Below are 21,515 nucleotides of genomic sequence, written 5' to 3'. Positions count from 1 at the left end.
CCGGCGCCGTCGCCGGCCACGACCACGGTGCGCGGCCCCGGGGCGAGCAGCATGGCCGGCCCGTCGGGCAGCGCGTCCGGCCCGGCGGCAGGCTCAGCCGCGGCCCCAGCGGGAATCATCGGCAGTCCGACCGGCACCGCAGCCGACAGCGGCTCGCGAAAGGCCAGGTTGAGCTGGGCGGGGCCGGGAGCTGCGTTGACAACGCCGGTGGCAGCATCCATCGCCTGCCGGGCGAGCGCCACGGCAATGGTGGCCTCATCGGGTTCGCCGACCGGTGCCGGAACGTCGAGGCACAGCCGGGTGGCAACCCCGAACAGGCCAGCCTGCACGGTGGTCTGGTTTGAGCGGATGCCGCGCAGCTCGGCCGGGCGGTCGGCCGTCAGCAGAATCATCGGCACTCCGGCATGGTGGGCTTCGAGCACGGCCGGGTGCAGGTTCGCGACGGCGGTTCCCGAGGTCACCACGACGAGGGCGGGCAGACCGGTCTCGAGGGCGAGGCCGACGCTCAAAAATCCGGCGCTGCGTTCGTCGGTGCGCACGTGCAAGCGGATACTCCCGGCCCGTTCCAGCTCAGCCGCGGCCAGGGCGAGCGCCTGCGAGCGAGCGCCCGGGCACAGCACGAGGTCACGCACGCCGAGCCGAACGAATTCGTTCAGGAGGGCGACGCTGAAATCGGTCGCCGGGCTACGGGGGTTGCGGGTGGACCGCTCAGGCATCCCGACGGCCAGGCTGTTCGCCCTCGCCCGGTTCGTTCTTCTTCTTCTTCGTCGGGTCAACGCCGGCCGTACCAGCGGTGCCACCCTTGCCCGGCGTCGGGTCGTTCTTGTCGAGGTCCGCGAGGTCCTGCTCCATGCGACGGATGCGCTCTTGCTGGTCTTTTTCGTTGAACGGACGGTTCTCGCCGCTGTCCGTCTTCACGCTGCCGCCGTTGTTAAGACCACGCAGGAACTCTAAATCGTCATCCGGGGCAACGGAACGAAAGGACCGCGTGGTCGGGGTGGCGCGGCCGTGGCCGACGAGCAGCCAGAGCAGCGGGCCAATCAGCGGCACCAGCACGATGACGAAAATCCAGACCCAGCGCGGCAAGCCGCGAATGCGCTTGCGGTCGAACACAGCACACTCCACGAGGGTGTAGACGGTGAGGATGACCAGGGCTAGTCCTAGTCCGATCAAGAGCTTGGGCATAACTAGATTGTAAGCCGTTTGACCGTGAGAGACATGTGCGCCCACTCAGCCGCGGCATTCTAAGCTGGATCCATGAAATCCGTGGCCCCCTGGCTGTACTACTCCGTGTTGCGCGTCTTAATGTTTGCCGTTCCACTGGCGATTCTGCTGTCTCTGGGATTCTGGCCCTGGGCATCCGCTGTGATCGCCGCCTTGATCGGGCTGTGCCTGTCGTACCTGTTGCTCGGCAAATCGCGTGAGAGCGTTGCGCGCGACCTCTACAAAGCGCGGCACCCCGACAAGGAGCCGGTGAACCCGGATTCCGAGATCGAGGACTCGGCGTTGAACGCCGCTGAGCAGCAGTCCAACCCCGTGCAGGCCAACTCAGAACGCGAAAGCAAGTCCCAGTAGCAGCCCGTAGGCCAGCGCCGCGAGGCTCGTCAGTTTGAGGGCGAGGATGAGTTCCTTTGCCGACGTCGCGGTGATGGTGATGAGGCAGGCGGGCAGGGCCAGCAGCAGAACGAAGAACGTGAAGATTCCGAGCGGGTAGACCAGGCTGAACAGTCCGGAGATCACGAACGGCAGCAGCAGGAAGACGCAGAACACGACCCGGGAGGCCCTACTGCCGATGCGCACGGCAAGGGTGCGCTTGCCGGCGGCCTTGTCGGGCACGATGTCGCGCAGGTTGTTGACCATGAGCACGGCGCAGGCGATCAGCCCGATGGCGACGCCGCCGAGCACGCTCTCGGTGGTGAAGTCGCCGACCTGCACGTAGGTCGTGCCAGCGGTGGCGACGAGGCCGAAGAAGAGGAACACGAATAGTTCGCCGAGGCCGAGATAGCCGTACGGCTTCTTGCCGCCGGTATAGAACCAGGCGGCGGCGAGGGCGACGACTCCCACCAGCAGCAGCCACCAGTACTGGGTCAGAATGACGAGCGTCAGGCCGGCCACGGCCGCGAGGCCGAAGCAGACCAGCGCGACGCGCAGCACGGTGCGCGGGTTGGCGACACCGCCGCCGGTGAGCCGGGCTGGCCCCACGCGAAAGGCGTCGGTGCCGCGAATACCGTCGGAGTAGTCGTTGGCGTAGTTGACGCCGATCTGCAGCAGCAGGGCCACGGCGAGCGCGAGGAGCGCACGCACCGGGTGATAGACACCAGGGCCACTCGCGACGATGGCGGCGCCGGTGCCCAGCAAAACAGGAGCGATGGCGAGCGGCAGGGTGCGCAGGCGAGCACCGGAGATCCAGTCAGAGGCCGTTGCCGGCTTCACCTTCGCCGGCCCCTTGCGGGGCGGTCCGTTCTTATACGCCGGGTGGCCCGATTTGCCGCTGCCCGCGGCCTTACCGGTCTTTGGAGCGCCAAGATCAGCGCCAGCCAGTGTCGCCTGGGGGTTCAATCGTTGTTGTTTGGGCCTGACCGGCCGAGCTCCTTGTGCCACGCCCCCATGCTACTGGCCACTCACGTGCAAAGCGGGCAGCTGCGCGGTCAGCGCTCTGCGGTCGGGCTTGCCCGAGGTGAGCATCGGAATTTCCGCCACCCGCACGATGCGCGCTGGCCTGGCCGCGCGCCCCAGCGCCGCCACAACGGATGCCGCCACCCCGGCATCATCCGCAGCCTCCCCGGCCACCACCACGACCGGCACCTGGCCCCACTTCTCGTGGTCAACACCGATCGCAACGGCCTGTTCGAAACCCGGGCATGAGCGCACGACGCGTTCGACGGCATCCAGGGACACCTTTTCCCCGCCGGAAATGATCACATTGTCGGCCCGACCGAGCACCGTGACGCGTCCGTCGACGATTTCGCCGAGATCGCCGGTGCGATACCAGCGCACGCCGTGCTCCAGCTGAAACCGGTCAGTGGTGCGCGGGTCATCATCGAGGTACCCCTCGGCGAGCACCGAACCGGACAGTTCAAGCTGCCCGTCCACGACCCGCACGAGGGTGTCGCCAATCGGCACACCGTTGTAGATGCAGCCTCCAGCGGTCTCTGATGAACCGTAGGTGCGCACGACCCGCACGTCTTGCTCGGCCGCCCAGGCGATCAGATCGGGTCGAATCGCCTGCCCGCCGACCAGAATCGCGGTGAAGCGACGCAGCACGGCCAACAGGGCCGGGTCATCCGCTGCGTCGAGCAGGCGCGCCAGCTGCACCGGAACCAGCGCAGTGTAGCGCAGCGGCTCGGTCATGGTCTCGGCCAGCCGCCGAAATTGCTGCGGATCGAAGTGACCAGGCGGCAACACGACGGGGCTGGTTTCGGACGCAATTGAGCGCACGAGCACCTGTACCCCGGCGATGTAGTGCACGGGTAGGGCGAGCAGCCACTGGCCTGCTCCGCCAAGGGCAACGGCCGAGGCAGCGGCGCCGGCGAGCAAGGCGTTGGTGGCGAGCATGACGCGTTTGGGTGCCCCGGTCGATCCCGAGGTCTCGATGACGACGGCGACTCGCTTCGGCACGTCGCTGAGAGTGACCGCGGCACTGCCCACCGGCACCGGCAGCACAGCCGGCCCGCTGCCGGCGAGCGCAGCTCGCAACACGGTCAGAAAGTCGAGCGGATGCTCCGGCGCCAGCGCCCGCAGCGCCCTCACGAGTGCGCTGTCACGGCCCGGAAGCCCGCTGAGAAGGGTTCGGACACCTGTTCGCTCATGGTGTCAGCCTACGCGGCGAGGCTGCCGACATCTCAAATTTTGCAACTCGTAAGATTAGGGGTTGAGAAGACGAAAAAACCTCAGGTACTGTGGACCAAGCAAGAAGTCAACCCCTTGTCATCCACCCCGTTCGGGGGTGTACTAATGACTTGGAAAGTACGGGGAGGTCGCCATGAAAAGCACGAACGGCAGCACGAGCAAATGTGGGGGCACAGAGCCATGACAACCACCGTTCAGGAATCACGCACCACGACCGCCACGCCTCGTCGCACCGTCTCCCCGGGTAATTACAACGCCGCCTCAACGGATGCCTTCGGCGATTACCTGCGGCGCATAGGCAAGGGGAGCCTGCTCAACGCCGAGCAGGAAGTCGATCTGGCTCGCCGCATCGAGGTCGGGCTGTTCGCCGAGGCTCGGCTGCTGCAGGGTGTCGGTACGCGCGATTCGGCCGACGAGCGCGAACTCGCCTGGCTCGTGCATGACGGGCGCCGTGCCAAGAATCAGTTCATCGAGGCCAACCTGCGTTTGGTCGTGAGCATTGCCAAGCACTACTCCGGTCGCGGTGTGCCCATCATGGACCTCGTGCAGGACGGCAATATGGGGCTCGTTCGCGCCGTCGAAAAGTACGATTTCATGACCGGCTACAAGTTTTCTACCTACGCCACCTGGTGGATCCGCCAAGCCATTCACCGGGGCATGGCCGACAAGTCGCGCATGATCCGCATCCCGGTGCACACCGCCGAGAAACTCAACAAGATCAAGCGCATCCGGCGCGACCTGACCAGCGTGCTCGACCGCGACCCCACAGCACGCGAAATCGGCGAGGCCGCCCAGCTTCCCGTGCGCGACGTGCTTCGACTGCTGCAATATGACAACGAACCGATCTCCCTGCACACCCCCGTCGGCGATGGTGCCGGGGACATGGCCGAGCTCATCATTGACGATGACCTCCCCCAGCCCGACGAACACGCCACTCTGACCCTGCGGGCTGCAGACATCCGCTATTTTCTCGACACGCTGCCGCCGCGGGAGCGCTCCATTCTGAGGGCCCGGTTCGGCCTCGACGGCAACGAGCCGCGCACCCTCGACCAGATCGCCCATATCGAGGGAGTAACTCGGGAGCGGGTGCGGCAAATTGAGAAGCGCGCCCTGGCCCTGTTGCATGTACCGCGGCTGGAGCACTACCTGAGGGACTAAGGCGCCGACCGCACCGATTGCACGCGAGCAGGAGCGAGACATGGGAAAGCTGACCTACGACTCCACCCTCACCGCGGACTTCGACGATCGGGTACTGGCGCATATTCAGGTTGTCATCGGCGCAAAGCTGCGCCGTGGGGAATCGTTCTACTTCAGTTGGCGCGACGACCCGCAGGCTGGCGACGGCCGCAGCACGATCTGGATGCACCCCGGCATCCCCATCGCCTACAAATACTTCGGCAGTCGCTCACCCACCCTGAACCGCGACTGGATCGAAGTACTCATGGCCACGGCCAATTCGTCCGCCGGATTGCAGATCGTTCCGGAACCCCGCTCTGGAGCCGCACAAACGTCGGCTGCACAATCGAGTTCAGTGAAGGACGAACCATGAACCGCATCGATATTGTCTATGGCGGCAAACCATATTCGATCGGCGGCCGGTCCATTGAAGCAGTCCAGGTGGAGATCGACGGCGCCCTGGCCGCCGGGCTCCCGTACTGGTTGCGCGTGAACAGCGGTGAAGGCCGGTTCGAAGACGCCTATTTGCTTATCGCGCCCGGCATCGCCGTGGCGATGGTCAACGTCAAGCCGAACGGTGTCGATCACGATCACGACGGTGACGAGCTGTACGAACAGGATTAGCGCCCCGCTCTGGCCGTCTATCCAGCCGGAGGCTGACACACTGGAACCATGAAGACCTCACTGGATGCCACGGCCCCCCCCCTGGAAGAGCTTCTCGGTTCCGCACATGTCGTATCCCTGAAACTGTTCGACCGGTTTCGCGGGTTGGACAGCCGGGAAGCACTGCTGTTGGAAGGCCCGGAAGGCTGGACCGAGTTCTCGCCATTCGTCGAGTATGCCGATGCCGAGGCCGCCAACTGGTTGCGGGCCGCGATCGACTTCGGCTGGCAGGGCACTCCCCACGCGCTGCGCACAAGCATTCCGGTCAACGCCACCGTGCCCGCCGTTCCGACCGAGAAGGTGGCCGAGGTACTCGCCCGTTTTCCCGGCTGCCGCACCGCGAAGGTCAAAGTCGCCAGCCCCGATCAGACCCTCGCGGACGACGTCGCCCGGGTAGCCGAGGTGCGCCGCGTGCTCGGCCCTGAGGGGCGCATCCGCATCGATGCGAACGGGCTGTGGAACGTCGACGAAGCCGAACACGCCATTCATGCACTGAGCGCTTTCGACCTCGAGTACGTCGAGCAGCCCTGCATGACCGTGCCGGAGCTCGCCGATATCCGTCACCGCACGACCTATCTGAGCGTGCCGATCGCCGCCGACGAGAGCGTGCGCAAGAGCGGCGACCCGCTTGCCGTGGCCAGGGCCGGCGCCGCCGACATTCTGGTGATCAAGGCGCAGCCGCTCGGCGGCATCCGTGCAGCGCTGTCCATCATCGGCCAGACCGGACTGCCGGTCGTCGTCTCCAGCGCCCTCGACACGTCGATCGGACTGTCGATGGGCGCGCACCTGGCAGCATCCGTTCCGGGGCTGTACTTCGACTGCGGTCTCGGTACGGCGTCGTTGCTGGCCGAAGACGTCACGACCGAGCCGCTGCTGCCGGTCAACGGCGCCGTCCCGGTGCGCCGGGTCGTGCCTGATGCCGCGCTGCTGGCGCAGCACGCGGCCAGCCCCGAGCGCCGCGACTGGTGGCTAGCGCGCTTAGCGCGCACCCACGCGTTGATCGCCGCCGAGTAGCCCGGGATTCTTCCTGCGACAGCGGAAAAACGTTGTTTCAGACCGACCGAAGCAACGTTTTTTCGCTTTCGCGTCGTTAACGGCTACAGGCCCGAATAGGCGTGCAGGCCCTTGAAGAACACGTTGACGATGCCGAAGTTGAACATGACGGCGGAGAAACCGATGATCGCCAGCCAGGCTGAGCGTGATCCGCGCCAGCCGCGGGTCGCGCGGGCGTGAATATAGCCGGCGTAGATGACCCAGATAATGAACGTCCACACCTCTTTGGTGTCCCAGCCCCAGTATCGGCCCCAGGCCTTCTCGGCCCAGATCGAGCCGGCCATGAGGGTGAAGGTCCACAGAATGAAGCCAATGATGCTGATGCGGTAGGCCAGGTTTTCCAACGTTACCGACGACGGCAGCGTGGCCAGAAAACGAAGACGCAGCGCGGATGCGATCGGCCCGCGAGGCGCGGCCGCCCCCTCCAGTACGTGGTTCTCCCGCCGGGACTGCAACAGTTGCACGGCCGACAGGGCAAAGCCCAAGGCGAACATTCCGGTGCCGAGTGACGCCACGAAGACGTGGATCACGAGCCACGCTGACTGCAGAGCCGGCGGCAGCGGAGCGACCTCCACGTAGAACTGCAGGGCGGCAATGCCGAGCAGTACGAGCACGAGCCCGGTAACGAAGGTTCCGAGAAAACGCAGGTCGGAACGGACCAGCACGATCAGGAACACGGTCATGATGAGCAAGGTGCCCGTCATGGCAAACTCGTACATGTTCGCCCACGGCACCCGATCCGCCGCGACACCGCGCATGATGGTCGCCGCGAGGTGCAACGCCCAAGCCAGCACGGTCAGGGCGACGCCCACGCGAAGGCTCGACGACCGGCCGTATGGCAGCGCGGCGTCATTGTCCATGCGGGCGCTGATCCGGCTCAGTACGGGCCGCTTCAGCGCCGGTCGCTCGAGGGTTCGGGTGCTGCCGACGGAGGCGGCGGAACCCGCTGATGAGGCGGCATCCGCTTCGATCGAATCGGCCTCCTCGATCGCACCGACGGCACTGGACCGGCGGGCCAGGTCGATCGCGAAGGCGATGAAGGCGAGGGCGTAGACGGCCATCGCCGAATACAGCGCGTAGAGCGAGTACGAATTGAGCAGTGCGGAGTCAGTCAGATTCACAATGTAAGCCTAAGTCGATTCGGGGGTGGCGGCGACGGTTTGGTGGGAGTTGAGCAGTTTCAGGTGCCGGTCGGCTACGGCCGTGACGGCGGCCTCGAGGGCCGGGTCGTCGCCGCGGGCGAGGCCGGCGTACTCGAGCTGCACGGTGCCGTCGGCGCGGGTCGTTGCCTTCACCCAGACTCGGCGGCGCGGCACGAGCAACCCGGTGAACAGGCCGAACAATACGAGCGTGGAGAAGGAGATGAGCCAGATCTGCGTCGGGTCGTAGTGAATATCGAAGCTGGCAAAGCGCGAAACCGACTTGGTGAAGTCACCGGCGGCCGACGCGGCCGGGTCATTGTCGACGAAGCTGACCGTGCCGAGGCCGTTCGGCAACTCAGCTGAGGCGCCCGGCTTGAGTTCGATCGATTCGACTCCGGTTTTGCCGCCGGTCTGCTGGGTCAGAGTGTCGGTGACGAGCGAATAGACGGATGTCGGCACACCGGCATCGAGACCGAGGTCGCCGGTGTACACGTTGAGGGTCAGCAGCGGATATTCGAGATCGGGATAGCTGGAGAAGTTCGCTCCCGACGCCGCTTTGTCCTGGGTGGGATAGAAGAAGCCGATCATGCCGAGCTGTTCGGCCAGGCCGTCGGGAACCTTCACGATGCCCAGCGAGGTGAGGTTGGCGTCCTGCGGCAGGAACGGCACCGAATCGGAAAACACGACGGTGCCGTCGGGGGCCGTGACCTGAATGGTCGGTGCGTACCCGTTGCCGAGCAGGTAAATACTGGTGCCGTTGGTGCGCAGCGGTCCGTTGACCTTGACGACGCCGGGCTCTGGAGCCTCACCCCTGGGGGTGACAGTGACGTCGGCGGTAAAGTCGATCGGCTGCCCGTAGGCCTGCAGGTTCTGCTGTTCGTAGGAGACCGAGAAGTCGTCGAGGCTCAGCGTGTACGGGTCGAGGGTGGTGTCATCGAAGAAGCGCCCAGGGTTGAAGGAGTCGTAGGCGAGCAGGGTGTTCACGAAGGTCTGGCCTTCAACCAGCACGCGCTGGCCGGCGAAGCCGTAGCCGCCACCGACGCCGACGGTCACCAGAATGCCCACGAGCGCCGCGTGAAAAACGAGGTTGCCGGTTTCCCGTAGGTACCCACGCTCGGCCGAAACGGATGATTCGGTGTCGGAATCGAAGCGGGCGACGCGGTAGCCGCTGGATTTCAGGACCGTGCGGGCGTGGGTGATGGCGGTGGCGGCATCCGCTTGCGCCGGCGCGTCTCGTTCGGTGAAACCCGATAGTCGGGAGAGCCGGGCCGGCGTGGTCGGCGGCTTGGCGCGCAGGGCCTGAAAGTGGTGCTTGGTGCGCGGAATGACGCAGCCGATGAGCGAGATGAACAGCAGCAGGTAGATCGCCGAGAACCAGGCCGAAGTGTAGACGTCGAAGGCCTGCAGCTTGTCAAGGTTCGGCGCGAGGTCGGGGTTGTCGGCGAAGTACTGGGTGACGCCGTTCGGGTCGGAGCTACGCTGCGGCACGAGCGACCCTGGAATGGCCGCGATGGCGAGCATCAGCAGCAGGAACAGCGCGGTGCGCATGCTCGTGAGCTGACGCCAGAACCAGCGCAACCAGCCGGTCAGGCCAAGTTTGGGCTGCACGACGCCGGGCCCCTGTGTCTGCGGGCGGGAATCGTAGTGGTCAGATGGCCGGGACAAAGTTGCCAATCACCCCTTGCAGATCGAGGAGCCAGGTGTTCCAGATGCCGCTCACCATGAGTACTCCGATAACGACGAGCAGAATCCCGCCGAACAGGTTGATGGCACGAATATGCCGTTTCAGGAATGCGACCGATCCGGTGGCCCAGTTGAGTCCGAGTGCGATCAATAGGAACGGAATTCCGAGGCCGAGAGAATAGAACAGGGCGAGCAGGCCGCCCTGCCAGGGCGATCCGGTGCCGAGGCTGAGCGAGTTGATGGCGGTGAGGGTGGGGCCGGTGCACGGCGTCCAGCCGACCGCGAAGACCGCGCCGAGCACCGGCGCTCCGGCCAGGCCCATCTTCGGGCGCCAGTTGGTCTTAATGGTGCGTTGCATGGCACCGAACTGCCCGACAAAGACCAGGCCGAGCAAAATGACCACGACACCGGCAATGCGGGTGATCAGGTCGCGATAGGAGTTGAGCCAGAACCCGGCGGCACCGAACACGACTCCGGTGAGCACGAACACCACGGTGAAGCCGAGCACGAACAGGCCCACGCCGGCGAGCAGCCGGGTGCGGCCGCGCCGGTCACGCTTGGACGCGCCGGTGCGTCCATCGGTGAAACCACCGATGTAGGCGAGGTACCCGGGTACGAGCGGCAGAATGCACGGCGAGGCGAAGGACACCAGCCCGGCAAGCAGTGCGATGGGAATGGCGAAGAGCAGCTGACCGCTGAAGACGATCTCTCCGAAGGGATTGTTCACTCGGTCGTGCCAGTCTCCGCGATCGTGTCCCGAATCAGGGTTTCCAGAATGGACGGCGAGGTGACCTGGCCGAGAATGCGCGCAGCGACCCGGCCTTCGGCGTCGAGCACGAGGGTGGTGGGTACCGCGTTGGGCGGGATACTGCCGCTGAAGGCGAGCTGCATGGCTCCGGTATCGACGTCGAGCACCGAGGGGTAGGTCACGCTGTAGGTGTCGTTGAAGGCGATGGCGTTCGGCGCCTGGTCGCGCACGTTGACGCCGAGAAAGCTTGCCCCGTCGTTTTCGAACTGGGCGTTCAGGCTTTGCAGGTCGGATGCCTCGGCGCGGCACGGCGCGCAGCTCGCGTACCAAAAGTTGACGACGAGAACTTCGCCGAGCTTGTCAGCACTCGTCACGGTCTCGCCCGTCTCGGTCACGCCGGAGAAGTCGATAGCGTCACCGCGATCGGCGAGGGCGATCTCGGTGACGCTGCCGTCGCCGGCGATGAAGCCCTTGCTCGAGCCCTCCCGGTACTGGTCGGCGAGCGGGTCAGAAGAGCAGCCGGCGAGGAGCAACGCGGCGGCCGCGAGTGCGATCAGTGGAAGGCTGCGGCGGTTCATACGGCACCCACATCGTTGCTCGGGTCGAGAAGGGCCAGTGCCGGGCTGGCGTAGGCGGTTTCGGCGAAGTGATCGCCGTGCCAGGAGAGGGTGGTGATGCTCGACAGGTCGCAGCGGCGCTGGCGCGGGTCATGGGCGAGCCGCTCATGGGCGAGGGAGCGATGCACCATCCAGATCGGCAGCTGGTGGCTGACCAGCACGACGTCGCCCTCGTCGACCGAGTTCCAGGCCTCGTCGATCGCCGCAAGCATCCGCTCGGAGACGGCGCGAAACGGTTCGCCCCAGCTCGGCTTCAGGGGGTTGATCAGGGCCGGCCAGTTGCGCGGGTCGCGGAGCGCGCCACCCTGGCCGCGCATCCGCTTGCCTTCAAAGACGTTGGTCGGTTCGATGATGCGTTCGTCGGTGTCGATCGACAGCGAAAAAGCTGTCGCGACCGGGGCGGCCGATTCCTGCGCGCGCTGCAGCGGCGAAGCGATGACGCGCACGACCGCGCGGCCGCGTTCGACTAGTTCGTCGGCGGCGGTGGCCGCCATGAGCACGCCCAGCTCGGAGAGCCGATAGTTCGGCAGCCGTCCGTAGAGCACGCGTTCGGGGTTATAAACCTCACCGTGACGCACGAGATGCACTTGACTGGCTACCACCCCACTAGTCTACGGAGGGGCCAGCCTTGAAACCGCCGTGAGAGCGCTCAGGCGTCAAGAATGCTGATGCTCCGAGCGAGGTCATCCACGATCGGCAGCAACTCGGTCATCAGCGCAATGTTGAAATTGGCGGCGATCACCACCACGTACAGGTCGTCACCCTTCCACGCATACTGCGCAATCGCGGCAATGTCATGATCGGGCTCCCCGACGTCGGCGTAGCGGATGGTGCGCACCCCGTCACCGAGCAGCTCCGACGAAAACGTGGTCGCCGTGACGGGGCTCGTCGCCGCGGGGTCGTGCACCGCCGCGAGGTCCTCGAGGGTCAGCTCGGATGAGCTGGCGGGGTACAGCACGCTCACAAAGAAGACGTACTCCGCCGGGTTCGCCAGGTAGACAAAGCGGGACTCGGTCTCCGGTCTGTCATTTGCGATCGAGTGCAACGATTCATCGATCCAGCTCGCGGTCGCCGCATCGAGGGTATAGGCATCCGTCAACAGACCCGTGACTGTGCCGGCCCAGGCGTCGAGATCCGCGAACGGGTTCCACGGCCATTCCTCGGGAACGTAGAGCCACAGGTCACGATCAAAGTCGACCCGAATGGTTGCTGTCATGCCCAAACCACCGATTCCATCATGACGTCGAAGAGCTCGGGGAGCGCTTCCACAATTGGTTCGAACTCCGCGATCGGCGCTCCGGAGACCGAGAGCGCTGACACCAGGAAGCTCCCCGGTGCGCCGGGGACCGGCCCTGGTGCGGGCGACCGTCGCGTTCGGTCCACTGGGCTGCATTCGTTCCATCAAAAGGGCGACGGCAGTGTCTGACGGAACGTCGGTGCGCACCTCGCTCATCACGATTCCCACTGAAACTGGAACCAGCCACGGCATCGCCAGTGGAAACACGAGGTCAAGCCCACCGGCTCGGCGCGCTTCGGCCGCGATGGTGCGCAGGCCGGCCCCGAGTCGTTTCTTCTGCGGGCCGTACGTGTCAGTGGGCAGGCCGGCAAATTGTCGGTCGACCAGATTCGTAATGGCAGCATCCGCCGAGTCGCCTACCGGAATCAGAACCCAGCCCGGGGAAAGCACGAGTCGGTAGGCGCATCGAACACGCGGCGCCGATAGTGCAGCTGGCTGCGGCGAAACGGATTCAGGCATCCGCCGACGCTGGCTTCCCTGCGCGGCGAGTGCGCACCGATGGGCCCTCACGCCAGGCCAGCGGAACGAGATGCACCCAGCCCAGGATGTCGCGTACGACGAAGACCAGCCACGCCACGAGGTAGACAAACAACGCCAGCGTGCCTTCGTTATGGATGCCGGGAGCCCCGAAATAGGCGGTGCCCAACGGAATGGAGAACAGAAAGGCCACGAAGGCAAACCAGGCGAACGTGGCGCGCCCCGGTTTGGGAAACCGCCGCAGTGGCAGCGGGATGGTCCAAATAGAGAGGAACAGCATTCCGGCTGCCGGGATGAACAGCGTCCACGATTGGGGGTTGAACGCCGGATACTCGGCGCTCCAGCCGAAGAACCCGCCCTGTTCCTCGGTCGGCGTCGAGCCGGTCAGGAGCCCGAGCACCGCGATGACGAGCGCTGGCCCCATACAGACAATGACGAAAAACACCAGGGACCCGAAGAACACGCGGTCCGAGACACGGAGTGCCATCTTCTGCCAACCCGGCTTCACCATGACGATCCCACTCTCCATGTTGCCTGGTCGTTGACCTGCTTGTACCACTCGTCGAGGGAGGCACCCGCGTTGAGGACGGGGCGGTTGCTTCGCTCACCGCGTCGGAATAGTGGTCGGCCCAGGACTGAGCGATCGCTGCTTCGCCCGCCGCGTAATCACGCGCATCGATCGCCTGCCGCGCCAATGTCTGGGCCGTTTCCAGGGAATCGGCGTAGGCGGAGAGCGACGAGCCCGCCGTTTCATAGCGGCCGTGCAGCTTTTCCAGCCGGCCGGCGACGTCGCCGGACAGCTCCACGAGTGCCGACACGGCCTCGCTCCGGCCCAGGTCATCAGAGGCAATGAGCCGGCGCAGTTCGGCGGCCGATTCGCGCACGGCATCCGCAGTCAGTGTGTACCTGGTCGCCGCTGAGCGCACGCTGGTCGGGTCGCCCGGGAGCGGATCGTAACCGCTCACGACGGAGGAGTTTCAGTCAACGCTCGAGCGGGTTCGGAATCCACCGATTCGAAGCCGTCCGCGATGGATTGCCCCATCGCATGCATCTGCGTGAGCTGCTCGGTCAGTTCGTTGCGACGGTCGTCCCACTTCGAAGAGAAATCGTCGATCACGCTCGCCAAATGAGCATGCCGACCATGCGCCCAACTCCGCGCTGACTGCGCTGGCATCGCTGAGGCCGCAACGAACGGCGTCGAAATTCTCGGCGAGGCCGCGAACGGCCCCGGTATCGACCTCAAGTTTGCTCTGCGTCATGAACCGTCCCTCCCGAACCACACTCTACCGGGAGGCCCTCGGCGGGTCCCCGCGAGCGGCTCCGGCTAAGCTCGAACAGTGACTTCGCGCGTATTAATCAAGAACCTGTCCGCTCTCGACGACGGCCCCGTATCGGTGTCCGGCTGGGTCGATACCGTTCGAGACCAGAAAAAGGTGCAATTCGTCGTGCTGCGCGACGAATCCGGTGCCGTGCAGCTGGTCAATCCCCGCACAACGGATGCCGATGGCCAGGTCGTCGCGGACGAACCAGCTACCAGCATCTCCGGCCTCGCCCAGGGAACCTTCGTGACGGTCACCGGGCAGCTCAAGCACGACGAGCGAGTCAAGCTCGGCGGCATCGAGATCAAGCTGGCCACCCTCACCGTGGTGTCCGCTGCCATTCCCGAGACGCCGATCGCGGCCGACTCGAGCCTCGACAAGCGCATGGACTGGCGCTTCCTCGACCTGCGCAACCCCAAGCAGAACCTCATCTTCCGCATCCAAACCACGTTCGAGCACGCGCTGCGCACGTACTGGATCGAGCACGACTTCATCGAACTGCACACTCCCAAGCTCATGGCGAGCGCGAGCGAGAGTCGCGCCGAGCTGTTCGAGGTCGGCTACTTCGACACCAAGGCGTACCTGGCGCAGAGCCCGCAGTTCTTCAAGCAGATGGCCCAGTCGGCCGGCTTCGGCAAGATCTTCGAGGTCGGGCCGGCGTTCCGTGCTGACCCCTCGTTCACCAGCCGCCACGCCACCGAGTTCACCAGTGTCGACTCCGAGATCAGCTGGATCAACAGCCACGACGACGTCATGCAGCTGCACGAAGACCTCATGGTCGCCGGGTTCACCGCTGTGAAGGCCAAGCACGGCGACGAGGTGCTCGCCCTGTTCGACGTCGAGGTGACCGTTCCGAGCACCCCGTTCCCGCGCATCCCGTTGGCCGAGGCCAAGGAGATCGTGAAGAGCCGCGGCTACGAGGTTCCCCGCGACGACGACGACATGGACCCGGAGGGCGAGCGCCAGATCGCCGCCTACGTGGCTGAGAAGTACGGGCACGAGTTCGTCTTCCTCACCGACTACGCCTCGAGCATCCGTCCGTTCTATCACATGCGTCACGACGGAGACGCGTCGATCACCAAGAGCTACGACCTCATCTTCAACGGCACCGAGATCTCCACCGGCGCCCAGCGCGAGCACCGCATCGAGGTGCTCGAAGCGCAGGCGATCGAGAAGGGCCTCGACCCGAAGGAGATCGAGGGCTACCTCGACTTCTTCCGCTACGGCGTGCCGTCGCACGGCGGTTTCGGCATGGGCCTGGCCCGGGTGCTGATGCTCATGCTGCACCAGGCGAGCATCCGCGAGGTCACCTACCTGTTCCGCGGCCCGACCCGCCTCGAGCCGTAGTAACCCCGCCGGGCCGGTACATAATGCCGGTAAAATTTGCGACACGCCAGCCCGAGCATCTGGCGTGTCGCAAATTTACCGGCATAGCCCACGCCAGCGGATGCCCCCGCCCCGTCACAGAGATCGGCGCCGGCTAGACCTCGAGGTCCACGGCCAGGCGATCAGCAACGACGGTGCGAATGAACGCGCCGACCTTCTTGTGCTCCGGGTGCTTCTGGTAGCGGTCGAGGGCCTCGAGGTCGTCGAAGTCGGCGATAAGCGCGACGTCCCAGTTTTCGTTACCGGCAACATCCGGCCCAACCGTCAACGCCCGAATCTCGGGAACGATACCCACCAGCGCCTCCAGGCCGGCCACAATGCCTGCGGCATCATCGGCCTTCTTGCGGGGCGTGAGTGCGGTGAGCTTCCAGCAGACGATGTGGCGAATGGTCATGAGACCTCCAGTAGGGCGGCGCGCAGGCGCACGGGATCGATGCGCCAGTAGTTGTGCACTTTGCCGTTGATGAGGAGCACCGGGATGTCCTCGAGGTACAGCTCGTGCAGTTCGGCGTCATCGAGAATGGAACGTTCCTCGAACGTGATCGTGGGCGCGCCAGGGTCGCCAGCGAGCTTGGCGACGACACTGCCGACCAGGTCGCGTGCGTCGTCGCAGAGGTGACAACCGGGCTTGCCGATCAGGGTCAGGTGTGCGGTGGCCATTGTCCCAGCCTAGGGCGACTTGCACGTCGAGACGACGGGCACGGTGGCGCATCGACCAGGGAACGGTCGGGGACAGCAAAAAGCGCCAGTCCCGAGGGGCTAGCGCTTTGCTCGATGAGCAGTTAAAAAACTACGAAGTCGATCTACTTTTTATTACGACGCTGGTGGCGAGTCTTGCGAAGCAGCTTGCGGTGCTTCTTCTTCGCCATACGCTTGCGTCGCTTCTTAATTACAGAACCCACACGGACCTCACAAGTATTGGTTTAGTCGCGGGGCCCGCGACTGACACGAAAACACCATTCTACCGGACAAAACCCGCTCCAACTACTCAGGGGGCGGATCGGGCCTGATCTAGCCGTTTCTGCGCCACTTTTTCGCGGTGGCATCTTTGACGACGTGTGACATTTGCGAAGCGTCAGCGAAGGCCTTCCCGATCGCCGAAGCGAACGCACGCTGCTCTTCTTTCAGGCCAGCGTCGGCCTCAAGATCGGCGTTCTTGACGGCCTGGTCGAAGTCGACGCTGAGGAACGGAATCAGCCAGTCCTCGATCTCTTCAAGCGGTGAATACTCCAACCGGTAGAACCGGTGCTGCCCGTCTTCACGCACGGCGACCAGGCCGGCTTCGCGCAACACCTTGAGGTGTTTGGAGACGGTCGGCTGGCTCAGACCGAGGTGCCCGACGATGTCGGACACGCTCAGCTCGCCTCGAACATCCCCGGAGGGACCGCGAATTTCGCCCGCGGGAACAGCGCGCTCCAAGAGGATGCGCAGGATGTCCCGCCTTGCCGAATCCGCCACCACGGTAAAGATGTCTGCCATAACTTCAGGGTAGTCATTACTGCTGGGTAATCACCACCGCTGCGTAGTACCATTTCAAACTGGCAATAGTCGCAGGTCAATCGGGGGTTCCAGGTGTTGTCTCGAACCGGAACTGAACCATTTTTTCCGCGCCCACTCTCCATTTTGGTGCGCCTCCGCGATGGCGTGGATTCGCTCGCCCACAAGTCGCCATCGCGCTTCGCCATTCTGGTGTTCAGCGCGCTCATCCTGGTGTTCACGGTGTTGTTCTCGCTGCCGATCGCCTCGGCCGATCGCACGATCACGCCCCTGCACGACGCGCTGTTCACTGCGGTCTCTGTCATCTGCGTCACCGGCCTCACCACGGTCGACATGGCAACGCACTGGTCAGCGTTCGGCAACATTCTCGTGTTCGTCGGCGTCAACATCGGCGGCATCGGCGTTCTGACGCTCGCGTCCCTGATGGGACTGGTCATCTCGCGGCGGCTCGGATTGCGCGCCAAGCTAATGGCGGCCAGCGACTCCAACCCCTCCCGCATCCATTCCGGCCCGGTCAACGAGGGCCAGACCGTTCGGCTCGGCGAGGTCGGCAGCCTGCTGTTGACCGTCGCGATCAGCGCACTCGTCATCGAGGTCGGCGTTGCAGCGCTGCTCTTTCCCCGCATGCTGCTTGATGGCGTCGCGATCGGCGAAGCTCTGTGGCACAGCTTCTATTACGCCGCGATGGCGTTCACCAACACCGGGTTCAACCCGAACTCCGGTGGACTCGACCAGTTCGCCGGCGACTACTGGTTTCTCGGCGCGCTCATGATCGGTGTATTCCTCGGCAGCCTCGGGTTTCCGGTGATCTACGCCTTTGCGCGCGGCTGGCGCAGGCCGCGCCGCTGGTCGGTGCACGTCAAGCTCACCCTGGTCACGACGATCGCCCTGATGATCCTCGGCATGATCTTCTACATCATTCTCGAGTTCGACAATCCGAAGACCTTCGGGTCACTGAATGCCGGCGACACCATCTTTCAATCGTTGTTCATGTCGGTGATGACGCGCTCGGGCGGTTTCGCAACGATTGACATCAGCGACCTGCACGGGTCGAGCCTGCTGCTCAGCGACATGCTCATGTTCATCGGTGGCGGGTCGGCGTCGACCGCTGGCGGTATCAAGGTCACGACCCTGGCCATCCTCTTTCTCGCCGCCTTTGCCGAAGCACGCGGCAAGCAGGAGATGGAAGCGTTTGGCAAGCGCATTCCGAGCGACATTTTGCGCCTCTCGGTCAGCGTCGTGCTGTGGGGCGCGACCACCGTCGCCGTCGCCAGCATCCTGATTCTGCACATCTCGAAGCAACCCTTCGACATCGTGCTGTTCGACGTGATCAGCGCCTTCGCGACCTGCGGACTGTCCACCGGACTTACAGCGGACCTGCCGCCTGAGGGCGTCTACGTCATGGCGGCGACGATGTTCATGGGCCGGGTTGGTACAGTGACTCTCGCGGCAGCACTGGCCGCAAGCCACAGCAGGCAACTGTTCAAACGCCCGGAAGAGAGACCCATCGTTGGTTGATCGCATCAAACACGACGCCCCCGTGCTCATCATCGGGCTCGGACGGTTCGGCGCAGCCACGGCCGGCCAGCTCGACCGACTGGGCCGCGAAGTACTCGTCGTCGACACGAGCGAGGCGCTCGTATCCAAGTGGTCGGAGCGCGTCACTCACGCCGTTCAAGCGGATGGCCGTTCTCTCGAGGCCCTGCAACAAATCGGCGCGCAGGACTTCTCGATCGCGGTCTGCGCCGTCGGCTCATCGGTGGAAGCCAGCGTGCTCATCGTGGCCAACCTGGTGGACCTCAAGATCCAGCAGATCTGGGCCAAGGCCATCTCCAAGTCGCATGGCAAGATTCTTGAACGCATCGGCGCCAACCACGTCATCTACCCCGAGGCCGAGGCCGGCGAACGGGTCGCCCACCTGGTGTCGGGTCGCATGCTCGACTTCATCGAATTCGACGACGATTTCGCCCTCGTGAAGATGTACCCGCCGAAGCCGATCCGCGGCCTCAACCTCATTGATTCCGGGGTGCGCCGCAAGTATAACGTGACCGTCGTCGGCGTCAAGAGCCCCGGAAAACCGTTCACCTACGCGACCGCGGAGACCGTCGTCTCCAACCACGACCTCATCATCGTGTCCGGGGCCGAGGCCGATATCGAGCGGTTCGCCGCGCTCGGTTCCTAGCTCTCCCCCTATTTGGGGGAGACGACCGGCTAGTCTCCTATTTACGGACATTTCTCGCAGCAGCTCACCCGAGGTTGCGCGCTGACGACGTGTGCGCGAACGGAAAGGCTCACCCATGTCACCCGACGTGCCCGCTCTTGCCAACACCCCGGCCGATATTGTCGCCGCAGTTCAGACCGACACGACGGGCGAGGTGACCATCGATGGTTCCCGCCGCCGCGTCACCGGCACCGATGAAGCCGGAGTTCGCGAGGAGATCATCGGCCTCGTGGTCGAGACTGCCCGGAGCCGCGGAAAGTCGGTTCTGCTGCGGGTCAGTGACGAGCAGGGAGACTGGCCGCTGACCGTGCATCCCAACGGGAGAGTCGAATCCGCCGGACCGGTCGTCGTGGTCGGCCGCCCGAAGCCGGCGAAAACTGCGCCCCTGCCCGTTGTGAGCGACATCGAGAAACCGACGCCGTTTGCCACGCTGCTGCAGCCGCCCGTCGCAGCGCCGGCGAGCGCCCTATTCGAGTCGCTGTTGGCGCCCCCAGCGGATGCCACGCCCCCGTCACCCGCAGCGTCACCCGTTGCGCCCAACCTGGCCGACTTTCTCAGCTCCCGGCCACCGGCACCAGCCGGACCGGCCGAGCACGGCTGGCAGGGCGCCGTGCGCCGCCTCAGCGGCGGCCTGGTCTCACCCACGCCGAGTTCCACCGAGCGCAGGCAGCGCACCGCCATCGCGGCCGTGCAGCGCAGCTTGAACGGCCCGCGCACCATCGTGGTGCTCAACCCCAAAGGCGGAGCGCACAAGACCACGGCGACGCTTCTCATTGCGGCCACCTTCGGCATCTACCGTGGCGGCTACACGCTCGCCTGGGACAACAACGAAACCATGGGCACGCTCGGCGTTCGCGCCCAAGCGGCCAGACACACCAATACCGCCGTCGACCTGCTGCGCGACCTCGACCGGTTTGGCGATGCCCGTTCCCGGGTGGGCGACCTCGACAACTATGTGCGCTCGCAGGGCGACGCACAGTTCGACGCGCTCGCCTCCGACCTCGACCCGGCGGGTGCTGCGAGCATCGACGACGACGCTTTTCGCAAACTGCACACGACGCTGAGCCGTTTCTACCGGGTTCTCGTCATCGACACCGGCAACAACATGCGAGCCAGCAACTGGGAGGCGGCGGTCGATACCGCCGACCAGCTGGTGATCGTGTCGACCATTCGGGAGGACACCGGTTACGGTGCGGCGTCACTGATCGACGGCCTGCGACAGAAGGGCCACGCGGACAAGGTTGCCCAGGCGGTCACCGTGCTCGCCTCGCCGTCGAAAACCGCTGACGAGCAACTGTCGAAGCGTCTGCACGACCACTTTCGCCAACTCACCCGCACGGTCGTCGACGTGCCCTACGACGCCTCACTGGTCGGTGGCGGCCCGCTCATCATCGACGCCCTGGCACCGCACACCCGTGCAGCGTGGCTGCAGGCGACGGCGGCCATCGCGGAAGGGCTGTAATGCGCGCACGGCTGTAATGCGCGCACGGCTCTAGCGGGAGGCCTACGAGGCGGCGAGTTCCTTCGCACGGGCGAGTGCGGCATCCGTTGCGGCGTCGAAGAGCTCCTTTAGGCCGCCCTTTTCGAGTTCCCAGACGGCACGCTCGGTGGTGCCGGCCGGGCTGGTCACCTGGCGGCGCAGCTCGCTCGGCGACTTGTCGGAGACGGCGAGCAGCGCGCTCGCGCCGAGGAAGGTGCCGTTGACCATGACGGCGGCCTCTTCGGGGGTGAAGCCCTTGCTAATAGCCGTTTCGGTGAGCTGCTCGATCAGGTAGAACACGTAGGCCGGGCCGGAACCGGAGATGGTGCTGAGGGCGTCGAGCTTGCTCTCGGGCACGACCAGCACGTCGCCGACCGTGGCGAACAGGGCGCGGGTGAGCTCCAGGTCGGCGTCGCTCGATCGGGTGCCGGCGCTGATGCCGGTGACGGCCATGCCGACCACGGCCGGGGTGTTCGGCATGGTGCGGATGACGTGCACGGTTTCGGGCAGGAGCGATTCAAAGGTGTCGATGGTCACGCCGGCCGCGACACTCAGAATGAGCGTGCCGGGTGCAAGGGAACTGCCGATTTCGGCCAGCAGATCGGCGACCATGTAAGGCTTGACGGCGATGATGACGATCTGAGCGCCATCGATGGCCTTGAGGTTCGCATCCTTGTCGACCTCGGTCGCGTACGCGGTGACCCCCTCGGTGTCGGCCAGCTCAGCGGCCTTCACCGCGGTGCGGTTGGTGACCCGGATGCCGCCCGTGACGGTCACACCGGGCTTCAGCAGGCCGGCCAGAATGGCGCGGGCCATGGAACCGGCGCCGAGGAAGGCGATCGTGGGCAGAGTCACGTTCTGGGAAGAAGTCATCCGACCAGTCTACTTTTTTGCGCTCTCGGGACGC

26 protein-coding genes are annotated in these 21,515 nt (G+C 65.1%); 9 read left to right on the top strand and 17 right to left on the bottom strand.

Annotated features, from left to right (window positions below; all coding sequences use genetic code 11):
- The coding region (locus E3T29_RS01995) for a thiamine pyrophosphate-binding protein (RefSeq protein WP_255574942.1) at positions 1-716 on the bottom strand (716 nt) is incomplete at its 3' end.
- The gene (locus tag E3T29_RS01990; protein ID WP_134343864.1) at positions 709-1,185 is read right to left on the bottom strand and encodes a PLD nuclease N-terminal domain-containing protein; all 477 of its coding nucleotides are present in this window, start codon (positions 1,183-1,185) and stop codon (positions 709-711) included. The genes E3T29_RS01990 and E3T29_RS01995, both read right to left, overlap by 8 nt.
- Positions 1,186-1,257: 72 nt before the next feature.
- Between E3T29_RS01990 and E3T29_RS01985 the strand changes: the two genes are divergently transcribed.
- The gene (locus E3T29_RS01985; RefSeq protein ID WP_092340478.1) at positions 1,258-1,575 is read left to right on the top strand and encodes a DUF4229 domain-containing protein; all 318 of its coding nucleotides are present in this window, start codon (positions 1,258-1,260) and stop codon (positions 1,573-1,575) included.
- Here the strand turns inward: E3T29_RS01985 and E3T29_RS01980 are convergent.
- Complete coding sequence (locus E3T29_RS01980; RefSeq protein ID WP_134343870.1) at positions 1,549-2,433, bottom strand: 1,4-dihydroxy-2-naphthoate polyprenyltransferase; 885 nt, start codon at positions 2,431-2,433, stop codon at positions 1,549-1,551. The two genes, E3T29_RS01985 and E3T29_RS01980, sit on opposite strands and share 27 nt — an antisense overlap.
- 177 nt (positions 2,434-2,610) lie before the next feature.
- Positions 2,611-3,750, bottom strand: coding sequence for an AMP-binding protein (locus tag E3T29_RS01975; RefSeq protein WP_241987590.1), 1,140 nt, complete (start codon positions 3,748-3,750; stop codon positions 2,611-2,613).
- 279 nt (positions 3,751-4,029) lie between these two features.
- Between E3T29_RS01975 and E3T29_RS01970 the strand changes: the two genes are divergently transcribed.
- The 4 genes from E3T29_RS01970 to E3T29_RS01955 are packed head-to-tail and all read left to right on the top strand — an operon-like array spanning position 4,030 to position 6,702.
- The gene (locus E3T29_RS01970; protein WP_166792308.1) at positions 4,030-5,007 is read left to right on the top strand and encodes an RNA polymerase sigma factor RpoD/SigA; all 978 of its coding nucleotides are present in this window, start codon (positions 4,030-4,032) and stop codon (positions 5,005-5,007) included.
- A gap of 40 nt (positions 5,008-5,047) precedes the next feature.
- Entirely contained in the window at positions 5,048-5,398 is a 351-nt protein-coding gene (locus tag E3T29_RS01965) for an ATP-dependent DNA ligase (RefSeq protein ID WP_134343862.1), read from the top strand.
- Complete coding sequence (locus E3T29_RS01960; protein WP_134343861.1) at positions 5,395-5,649, top strand: hypothetical protein; 255 nt, start codon at positions 5,395-5,397, stop codon at positions 5,647-5,649. Before E3T29_RS01965 ends, E3T29_RS01960 begins: the two co-directional genes overlap by 4 nt.
- A gap of 48 nt (positions 5,650-5,697) precedes the next feature.
- Positions 5,698-6,702 (top strand): o-succinylbenzoate synthase, encoded by a 1,005-nt coding sequence (locus E3T29_RS01955; RefSeq protein ID WP_134343860.1) that lies wholly within the window; start codon positions 5,698-5,700, stop codon positions 6,700-6,702.
- 83 nt (positions 6,703-6,785) lie between these two features.
- Here E3T29_RS01955 and ccsB read toward each other — a convergent pair whose 3' ends face one another.
- The 8 genes from ccsB to E3T29_RS19520 form a co-directional block, all read right to left on the bottom strand.
- Positions 6,786-7,802: a c-type cytochrome biogenesis protein CcsB gene (gene ccsB / locus E3T29_RS01950; protein WP_134343868.1), complete on the bottom strand. Its 1,017-nt coding sequence runs from the start codon at positions 7,800-7,802 to the stop codon at positions 6,786-6,788.
- 69 nt (positions 7,803-7,871) lie between these two features.
- Positions 7,872-9,548, bottom strand: coding sequence for a cytochrome c biogenesis protein ResB (locus tag E3T29_RS01945; protein ID WP_134343867.1), 1,677 nt, complete (start codon positions 9,546-9,548; stop codon positions 7,872-7,874).
- A complete protein-coding gene (locus E3T29_RS01940) occupies positions 9,532-10,293 on the bottom strand; it encodes a cytochrome c biogenesis CcdA family protein (protein WP_092340483.1) in 762 nt (253 codons plus the stop codon). The genes E3T29_RS01945 and E3T29_RS01940 overlap by 17 nt, the downstream gene beginning before the upstream one ends.
- Positions 10,290-10,892 (bottom strand): TlpA disulfide reductase family protein, encoded by a 603-nt coding sequence (locus E3T29_RS01935; RefSeq protein ID WP_134343859.1) that lies wholly within the window; start codon positions 10,890-10,892, stop codon positions 10,290-10,292. Before E3T29_RS01935 ends, E3T29_RS01940 begins: the two co-directional genes overlap by 4 nt.
- Complete coding sequence (locus E3T29_RS01930) at positions 10,889-11,533, bottom strand: histidine phosphatase family protein (RefSeq protein ID WP_092340485.1); 645 nt, start codon at positions 11,531-11,533, stop codon at positions 10,889-10,891. The genes E3T29_RS01935 and E3T29_RS01930 overlap by 4 nt, the downstream gene beginning before the upstream one ends.
- Before the next feature lie 47 nt (positions 11,534-11,580).
- Positions 11,581-12,687: a hypothetical protein gene (locus E3T29_RS01925; RefSeq protein ID WP_134343858.1), complete on the bottom strand. Its 1,107-nt coding sequence runs from the start codon at positions 12,685-12,687 to the stop codon at positions 11,581-11,583.
- Complete coding sequence (locus E3T29_RS01920) at positions 12,680-13,216, bottom strand: hypothetical protein (protein WP_134343857.1); 537 nt, start codon at positions 13,214-13,216, stop codon at positions 12,680-12,682. Before E3T29_RS01920 ends, E3T29_RS01925 begins: the two co-directional genes overlap by 8 nt.
- A 450-nt stretch (positions 13,217-13,666) precedes the next feature.
- The gene (locus E3T29_RS19520) at positions 13,667-13,822 is read right to left on the bottom strand and encodes a hypothetical protein (protein WP_166792307.1); all 156 of its coding nucleotides are present in this window, start codon (positions 13,820-13,822) and stop codon (positions 13,667-13,669) included.
- A gap of 220 nt (positions 13,823-14,042) precedes the next feature.
- On the opposite strand from E3T29_RS19520, the gene aspS reads away from it, so the two are divergent.
- Complete coding sequence (gene aspS / locus E3T29_RS01915; protein WP_134343856.1) at positions 14,043-15,371, top strand: aspartate--tRNA(Asn) ligase; 1,329 nt, start codon at positions 14,043-14,045, stop codon at positions 15,369-15,371.
- 133 nt (positions 15,372-15,504) lie between these two features.
- Here the strand turns inward: aspS and E3T29_RS01910 are convergent, their stop codons facing one another.
- The 4 genes from E3T29_RS01910 to E3T29_RS01895 form a co-directional block, all read right to left on the bottom strand.
- Positions 15,505-15,804 carry a Dabb family protein gene (locus E3T29_RS01910; protein ID WP_092340492.1) on the bottom strand — a complete coding sequence of 100 codons (300 nt, stop codon included), beginning with the start codon at positions 15,802-15,804 and terminating at the stop codon, positions 15,505-15,507.
- Entirely contained in the window at positions 15,801-16,070 is a 270-nt protein-coding gene (locus tag E3T29_RS01905; protein ID WP_134343855.1) for a glutaredoxin family protein, read from the bottom strand. Before E3T29_RS01905 ends, E3T29_RS01910 begins: the two co-directional genes overlap by 4 nt.
- 143 nt (positions 16,071-16,213) lie before the next feature.
- Positions 16,214-16,312 (bottom strand): 30S ribosomal protein bS22, encoded by a 99-nt coding sequence (locus E3T29_RS01900; protein WP_003792170.1) that lies wholly within the window; start codon positions 16,310-16,312, stop codon positions 16,214-16,216.
- A gap of 109 nt (positions 16,313-16,421) precedes the next feature.
- Positions 16,422-16,889, bottom strand: a complete 468-nt coding sequence (locus E3T29_RS01895; protein ID WP_134343854.1) for a helix-turn-helix transcriptional regulator — start codon at positions 16,887-16,889, stop codon at positions 16,422-16,424.
- Between the two features lie 144 nt (positions 16,890-17,033).
- On the opposite strand from E3T29_RS01895, the gene E3T29_RS01890 reads away from it, so the two are divergent.
- The 3 genes from E3T29_RS01890 (at position 17,034) to E3T29_RS01880 (ending at position 20,590) form a co-directional block, all read left to right on the top strand.
- Positions 17,034-18,425, top strand: coding sequence for a TrkH family potassium uptake protein (locus tag E3T29_RS01890; RefSeq protein WP_134343853.1), 1,392 nt, complete (start codon positions 17,034-17,036; stop codon positions 18,423-18,425).
- Positions 18,418-19,089 (top strand): TrkA family potassium uptake protein, encoded by a 672-nt coding sequence (locus E3T29_RS01885; RefSeq protein ID WP_092340496.1) that lies wholly within the window; start codon positions 18,418-18,420, stop codon positions 19,087-19,089. Before E3T29_RS01890 ends, E3T29_RS01885 begins: the two co-directional genes overlap by 8 nt.
- A gap of 115 nt (positions 19,090-19,204) precedes the next feature.
- On the top strand, positions 19,205-20,590 hold the full coding sequence (locus E3T29_RS01880; protein ID WP_166789820.1) for a cobalamin biosynthesis protein CobQ: 1,386 nt from the start codon (positions 19,205-19,207) through the stop codon (positions 20,588-20,590).
- A 42-nt stretch (positions 20,591-20,632) separates the two neighbouring features.
- Here the strand turns inward: E3T29_RS01880 and proC are convergent, their stop codons facing one another.
- Positions 20,633-21,481: a pyrroline-5-carboxylate reductase gene (gene proC, locus E3T29_RS01875; RefSeq protein WP_104088147.1), complete on the bottom strand. Its 849-nt coding sequence runs from the start codon at positions 21,479-21,481 to the stop codon at positions 20,633-20,635.
- Between the last annotated feature and the right edge of the window lie 34 nt (positions 21,482-21,515).

Source organism: Cryobacterium sp. TMT1-66-1 (assembly GCF_004403435.1).
GTDB classification, from domain to species: domain Bacteria; phylum Actinomycetota; class Actinomycetes; order Actinomycetales; family Microbacteriaceae; genus Cryobacterium; species Cryobacterium flavum.
The sequence above is the reverse complement of the archived record's forward strand: the minus strand, read 5'-3'. Positions and strand labels throughout refer to the sequence as shown.